At 40.5% G+C, this 6,090-nt stretch carries 6 protein-coding genes; 3 read left to right on the top strand and 3 right to left on the bottom strand.

Annotation, left to right across the window (positions count from 1 at the left end; translation table 11 throughout):
- Positions 1-711: 711 nt before the first annotated feature.
- The 3 genes from AACQ79_RS11010 to AACQ79_RS11000 form a co-directional block, all read right to left on the bottom strand.
- On the bottom strand, positions 712-1,209 hold the full coding sequence (locus tag AACQ79_RS11010; protein ID WP_013867769.1) for a GNAT family N-acetyltransferase: 498 nt from the start codon (positions 1,207-1,209) through the stop codon (positions 712-714).
- Positions 1,206-1,478 (bottom strand): type II toxin-antitoxin system TacA family antitoxin, encoded by a 273-nt coding sequence (locus AACQ79_RS11005; protein ID WP_013867770.1) that lies wholly within the window; start codon positions 1,476-1,478, stop codon positions 1,206-1,208. The genes AACQ79_RS11010 and AACQ79_RS11005 overlap by 4 nt, the downstream gene beginning before the upstream one ends.
- 253 nt (positions 1,479-1,731) lie before the next feature.
- Complete coding sequence (locus tag AACQ79_RS11000) at positions 1,732-2,568, bottom strand: beta-1,6-N-acetylglucosaminyltransferase (protein WP_170899868.1); 837 nt, start codon at positions 2,566-2,568, stop codon at positions 1,732-1,734.
- A 288-nt stretch (positions 2,569-2,856) separates the two neighbouring features.
- Here AACQ79_RS11000 and AACQ79_RS10995 point away from each other — a divergent pair, with 288 nt between their 5' ends.
- From AACQ79_RS10995 to AACQ79_RS10985, 3 genes are all read left to right on the top strand, one after another.
- Positions 2,857-3,306 (top strand): GyrI-like domain-containing protein, encoded by a 450-nt coding sequence (locus AACQ79_RS10995; RefSeq protein ID WP_170899867.1) that lies wholly within the window; start codon positions 2,857-2,859, stop codon positions 3,304-3,306.
- A 612-nt stretch (positions 3,307-3,918) separates the two neighbouring features.
- Positions 3,919-4,371 carry a hypothetical protein gene (locus tag AACQ79_RS10990; protein WP_170899866.1) on the top strand — a complete coding sequence of 151 codons (453 nt, stop codon included), beginning with the start codon at positions 3,919-3,921 and terminating at the stop codon, positions 4,369-4,371.
- Positions 4,372-5,088: 717 nt separating this feature from the next.
- Positions 5,089-5,724 carry a CatB-related O-acetyltransferase gene (locus AACQ79_RS10985; protein ID WP_154171263.1) on the top strand — a complete coding sequence of 212 codons (636 nt, stop codon included), beginning with the start codon at positions 5,089-5,091 and terminating at the stop codon, positions 5,722-5,724.
- The last annotated feature ends 366 nt before the right edge of the window (positions 5,725-6,090 follow it).

Genomic DNA, 6,090 nt, shown 5'->3' with positions numbered 1-6,090 from the left:
CTTTGAAGGATTATGCAAATTCAAATGTTGCAGGTGGATTGGCGACATTCATTTTTGAATCATTCAAATCAGTCACTGGGAAAAAATAGCTAACAAACGGCTCAAGAGGGATTGCCAACGCTTGGCGACTTTAGTGCAAAATTGCAGTTCAGTGTTTACGGTGTGTTTTTTGAGTTCGGCTATGCGTTGTCAACCCCTTAGCCGGGCGTTATGCTTAATCACCTAAAATCAGTGGTTTATGGTTTTCTTTGTTCCCTCGACTTTTCAGTTTTGTGTTTGTCGGCAAGTTGGCTTTTTTGAGCGCTGTTTTTCGGACGCTTATTCTTTGGCGCTAGAAATTCAGATAATTGCCTCAATCAATTTTTGGGCAAGCGCGAGGTTAGGGCGGTTGGCTCAATCAGAAATCCATTTCTAGGTTTTCAAACTTCAAACCAGATTTGCCAAAATCCAAAGTCTGATTATCAAAACTATGATTCATTTCGGTTTTCTACGTTTTGGTTTTTGTTTGTGATTCAAAGTCGAGTTAATCTTGTTTCCAGAGAAACGTAACCTATTGAAGCTTAAGCATAACAAGGCGTTTAAGTGGGATTTGGCACGCGTGGCATTTTCGATTTGCGTTGGGTTCAGTGATTAAGTCGCTGTGCGGTAGCTTTTGTATTGCGTGCCTGCACCCCTTAACGCGGCGTTAGTTTGCTACAGGCTAGCAGTTAACTAGCCTAAGCTTGCTCTTACATCCGCAATGGTGATGAAGAGTTTGTTTTCAGCGTCTTGAAATGCCTGAAAGCCATAGCGTTCATAAAAATATTTTGCACCGTCTTTGGCATCAACGATAACAACTGGAAATGCAACGCTATCACTAGCAGCTAATAGCTTTCTGAGTGCATCGATGAGCAGCCACTCACCAAAGCCTTTCCCTTTGTATCTGTCATCGACAGCAAGACGGGCAATTAGGCCACCAGAGGTGGATGATTGGTGCTTTTTTTGTAATTTATCGGGCAATGCCTTTAAGTCAATTGGTGTCATTGTTAGCGTGTAAAAGCCGATGATATGTGAGCTGTTGTTATCATCTTCCAGAACAAACGTTCTGGTGTTGTCTTTCTTTGCTTGCTGACTCGCCATTACTTTTAAGTAATTATTGAGAGCTTCGATACCACAGTTGAATCGGTTTCTATCGTGTTTAACTTTATCTAAAAGTACCGTATTCATCATTGAGCCTTGCTCTCGTATCGTTCAGAGGCCGCTCTTAGTTTTGAGTTCTGTGCTGTTGGGCGGTCTAATGCGTCCATCAGCAAAATCGCATCGGCTTGGCTCAGTTTTAAAGCTTGCTCACGTTCAATGACTTGTTTAGCCTTTTCAATTGCAGCGCTTAGAACAAATGAGTTAATACTAGACATACCAGCGATAGCGGCAGCTTTAGTGAGTAAATCTTGTGTATCGACATCAACTCTAGCGGTGATGCGAGGCAAAGTAGTAGCCATAATGTTATCTCCTGTTGTGTCAAAATGTCACATGGGTATTATGGTCTTAAAATGTGCAATTAGCAATCGTTGTGTCACTTTGGCACGCAAACTAACAAACAATTCAAGTGGATTCTCAACGCGTGGCAGTTTTACTATGCGTTGAGTAAAGTGTTTTACGGTGCAATGCGGTGGCTTGGTCAGTGCGTTGTTCACCACTTAATTGGGCGTTAGGTTTCTTTGAGCCACCCCGTTGAGGGTAGCTCATTAAAAATTAGACTGTTGCAGCGAGGTGATGTTCGATCCTATCCAAGACTTTAGCATCCTCTAATAGGTCAAATTTTCGAGCGAAAAGGTTAGGGCTCGAAATTAAGTTAGAAATATCGGCCATTGTAAACGTCCTCGGTCTAAGCTTTATATCTCCATCTGGTACCCAATCGATAAGTCGCAAGTCATCTTGAATTATTTCACCATGACAATCGTTATTCATCATAACTGTTTGGAAAAATCCTTCATCAGCAATAAATGTATTTTTATAAAATTCTTTATAGGGCTGAGATGCATCCGTGTTACAAACAAAATCACAGAATTTTCGTGACACAATCATCCATTGGGTGCCAATAAATGGTGTTATCCCTGACATGAATTTTCTAGCTATTTTAGGTCGGTAAATATGCTCTTTATATTCAAAGCACATATTTTGTATGCGATTCATCGTTTCAGGCCTAGCTTCATTTTGGTCTAATGCTCGAATAAATTCCTTGTCTTTATTATTTGACAAAAACTCATGAATATATGGCTGAGTTTTCAATGGAAAATCTTGTCCACTTAGGTTTATAAAATGCGTCCAGCTTTTGTTCATATTCAATAGCTTAGCCATGCCACGAAGTTCAATATTAACTAAACTATACCCACCCCATAGTGCATTTTCTGATTCAAGAATTTCAGCATTTTGGTAATCATTTAGAAACAAAGTTATTTCATCTGAAATTTCTTTTCCAGAAGTTTTGTCAACATGGATAACGTAATGATTATTTGGGCGGTATATTGCATGAAATAGCCGTTTAAATTGATCTGGATAGCGGTGAACGAGAATAAGATAAGCAATCATTAGATCATTCCTTGAGAAATCTGGAATATTTATTTTCACGCTCCAGTTATCTCAGTTAGGGAATGTATGTTCTGAGTGGTAAGGCGTGTTCTTATCCATAGACTATATGGGGGTTCTGTCTTGATTAATCAATAGCAATGAAATATAAACCTAACAAACGCTTCAAGATGGACAGCCAACGCGTGGCATTTTTATCATGCGTTGGGTTTCGTGATTATGGTGTTATGCGGAAAGTTGGTAGTAACGTTGTCTGCCCCTTAAGCGGGCGTTATGTAACTAGGAGAAAAAATGAGCATCAATGAAATGAATGGTTTTGAAGTTACTGGTTTTGTCATTCGTACAACTAATGCGGATGAAGTAAATTCATCGACTGCAAAAATTGGAAATCTTTGGGCTAAATTTTACACAAATGCTGCTCCAAAGTTAGATGAAAAATCAAAAATTTATGGCTTGCACACAAACTATGAGTCTGATTTTACAGGTGATTTTGACGTTATCGCTTGTTCGGATACCTTATCACCAGAAATATTACCAGACGCAGTAAAAGTAAATGTTACTTCTGGTAAGTACGTGACTTTTGCTGCGAGCGGTGAAATGCCACAAGCAGTTATAGATCTTTGGGGTGAAGTTTGGAATTACTTTAGCTCTGAAAACTGTCCTCACGAACGAGCATACACAACAGACTTTGAATATTATAAAAGTGCTCATGAAGTCGAGATCTCTATTTCTGTCAAATAGTTACATAACAAACGGCTCAAGAGGGATTGCCAACGCGTGGCGGCTTTAGTACAAAATTGAAGTTCAGTGTTTACAGTGTGTTTTTTGAGTTCGGCTATGCGTTGTCACCCCCTTAGCCGGGCGTTATGCTTAATCACGCAATGTCAGTGGTTTATCGTTTCTCTTTGTTCCCTCGGCTGGTTGGTTTTGAGTTTGTCGGCAAGTTTGCTTCAGTGGTCGCTGTTTTCCGGACACTTGTTCTTTGGCGCTGGAAATTCAGAGCGTTGCCTCAATCAATTTTCGGGCAAGTACGAGGTTAGGGCGGTTGGCTCAATCAGAAATTCGATCTTAGTTTTTGAGTTTTGGCCACCAAAGTTCAAAGTCTGATTTTCAAAATTATGAGTCATTTCTGTTTTCTGCGTTTTGGTTTTTGTTTGTGAATCAAAGTCGAGTTAATCTTGGTTTGGGTAAAGCGTAAGTCATTGAAGCTTAAGCATAACAAAGCGTTAAAGAGGGACTTGGCACGCGTGGCATTTTCAGTTTGCGTTGGGTTTAGTGGTTACGGCACTGTGCGGTAGCTTTTGTATTGCGTGCCCGCGCCCCTTAACGCGGCGTTATGTGCTAGGAGTAAGAATGGAATCACTAGAAAAAATTCAATGCTTAATAGACGATTTTCAACATACATATAGGAATAATAGTTTACCCCCAATTCTAAGGGGTAAAATGTATAGCCTTTATGATAAAAGTAGGCATACCAATGTAAAAGCTGACCTATATTGGCCTGACCCATGGCCATTGTGGGATAAGCATGGAATATACGCCATTTTTTCGGATGAAGAGTTGTTGTATATAGGAAAAGCCTCATGGCAACAATTGGGTTATAGGCTAGGTAGCTATTTTCGATACAGTATCGATAGAAAGAGCGGTATTCCTAAAAAGAACGATGTTTGGTCGAAGCCACCAACTCATTTAATTACTTGGGCGGTGCCAGATGAGTTGTTTTTTGAAGCTTCAGCTTTAGAAGAATACCTGATTTTTAAACTAGGCAGTTTGTTACCGGATAATGTATTGGGAAAGCGCACATAACAAACGCTTCAAGAGGGACAGCCAACGCGTGGCATTTTGAGTTCAAATTAGCATTTGAGGTTAAGGCTGGTATTTTTGAGTACAGTGGTTAGCGTTGTCTGCCCCTTAAGCGGGCGTTAGGCAAGGTGAGTTTTTATCAGCGATAATTGAGTTGAAATTGAACAGTAAATTCCAGGCTCTCGGGCTAAATGTGAGCAATAATTCGTCATCACCTATTTGTTGTTTCTTGATCGCGTTGGGTTGTTTAGCGCTGTAAATTCAGCGGTAAAATAACCTTCAGCATCCAAACGTCCGCCGAGCATGCTACGCTCGTCACTTTTCTTCCAAACCGCTCAATTTGAGTTTTTTGTTTCTTTGCTGATTTGGCATTTTGGTTTATAAATGAATCGGTTAGTTGGTTTTAAGTTTGCAAAAAAGCTCGTTCTTTGGTTTTGAAAGTCTCGGTGTCAATTGGTTGGCCTAACAAACGGCTCAAGAGGGATTGCCAACGCGTGGCGGCTTTAGTTCAAAATTTAAGTTCAGTGTTTACGGTGTGTTTTTTGAGTTCGGCGGTGCGTTGTCAACCCCTTAGCCGGGCGTTATGTGCTATCATTAGCGCCTTTCAATTAACGGTGTCTTTTATGAAACTTATTCCTCTTTTAAAGCAGCCACGCATTCACTGACGGCATAGTGTTATTTCAATAATTCTTATTATTTAACATTAGCTTGAGGTTTAGTATGCACAAGAAGCATTGGTCAAAATTTCAGTTACTCCATGAGGTAGTAACTAACCCTAATATTTCTATCAAAGGCACTCATAGTTATTACAGTGACTGCTGGGACAATGGATTTGAGGAATCTGTTGTTCGGTATCTTCATGGTGATGAAGTGAGTCGTGAATGGGAACCTAGGTGGGAAATCGATAAACTCCATATTGGTGATTACGTTTGCATCGGCGCAGAGGCAGTTATCTTAATGGGTGGTAATCATACCCATAGGGCGGATTGGTTCTGTTTATATCCATTTATGGACTACATTGATGAGGCGTATATAGGCAAAGGTGATACCTTTATCCATGATGGTGCATGGCTTGGGATGAGATCAATGGTTATGCCTGGTGTGACAATCGGAGAAGGAGCCATAGTTGCTGCAAATAGCGTGGTAACTAAAGATGTTGCCCCTTATAGTGTTGTTGGTGGCACGCCTGCCAAATTAGTCAAATATCGCTTTGACGAATCGGTAATTGCCGAACTGTTGAAAATGCAAATCTATGATTGGCCCACAGAGAAGTTTGAAGCCTTAAAGCGATATCTATGTGCATCAGACATTCAACAACTAAAGAGCGCAGCAGCAGCTTACGATGTTGAAAAATAGCACATAACAAACGCTTCAAGAGGGACAGCCAACGCGCGGCATTTTTACTATGCATTGGTTTTTGTGATTACGGTGTTATGCAGTAAGTTGGTAGTGGCGTTGGCTGCCCCTTAAGCGGGCGTTAGGCATTTAGAGGAATTGATACATTAATGAACGGTTGTATGTTTTGTGGTAAGTCTCCAGATACAAAAGAGCATGTAATACCTCAGTGGATACATCGAAAATATGGTATTAAGCATCTTAGTATCAAGTTTGAAGTGCGACACTTTCTACAGATGCGCATGAATATACTCCGTTGGTGTCCTATACCCAAGTCTTTTGCGTGGGCGCGTATTTAATTTGTGTGCAATTTCATTGCAGAGCTTC

Source organism: Vibrio sp. 3-2(1), from assembly GCF_963887575.1.
Lineage (GTDB): Bacteria > Pseudomonadota > Gammaproteobacteria > Enterobacterales > Vibrionaceae > Vibrio > Vibrio anguillarum.
Note: the sequence above shows the minus strand (reverse complement) of the source record. Positions and strands in the feature narration are given on the sequence as shown.

Coding starts and splice junctions, on each gene's coding strand:
- AACQ79_RS11010 (WP_013867769.1), bottom strand. CDS start 1,209: ATGATGAATACGGTACTTTTAGATAAAGTTAAACACGATAGAAACCGA.
- AACQ79_RS11005 (WP_013867770.1), bottom strand. CDS start 1,478: ATGGCTACTACTTTGCCTCGCATCACCGCTAGAGTTGATGTCGATACA.
- AACQ79_RS11000 (WP_170899868.1), bottom strand. CDS start 2,568: ATGATTGCTTATCTTATTCTCGTTCACCGCTATCCAGATCAATTTAAA.
- AACQ79_RS10995 (WP_170899867.1), top strand. CDS start 2,857: ATGAGCATCAATGAAATGAATGGTTTTGAAGTTACTGGTTTTGTCATT.
- AACQ79_RS10990 (WP_170899866.1), top strand. CDS start 3,919: ATGGAATCACTAGAAAAAATTCAATGCTTAATAGACGATTTTCAACAT.
- AACQ79_RS10985 (WP_154171263.1), top strand. CDS start 5,089: ATGCACAAGAAGCATTGGTCAAAATTTCAGTTACTCCATGAGGTAGTA.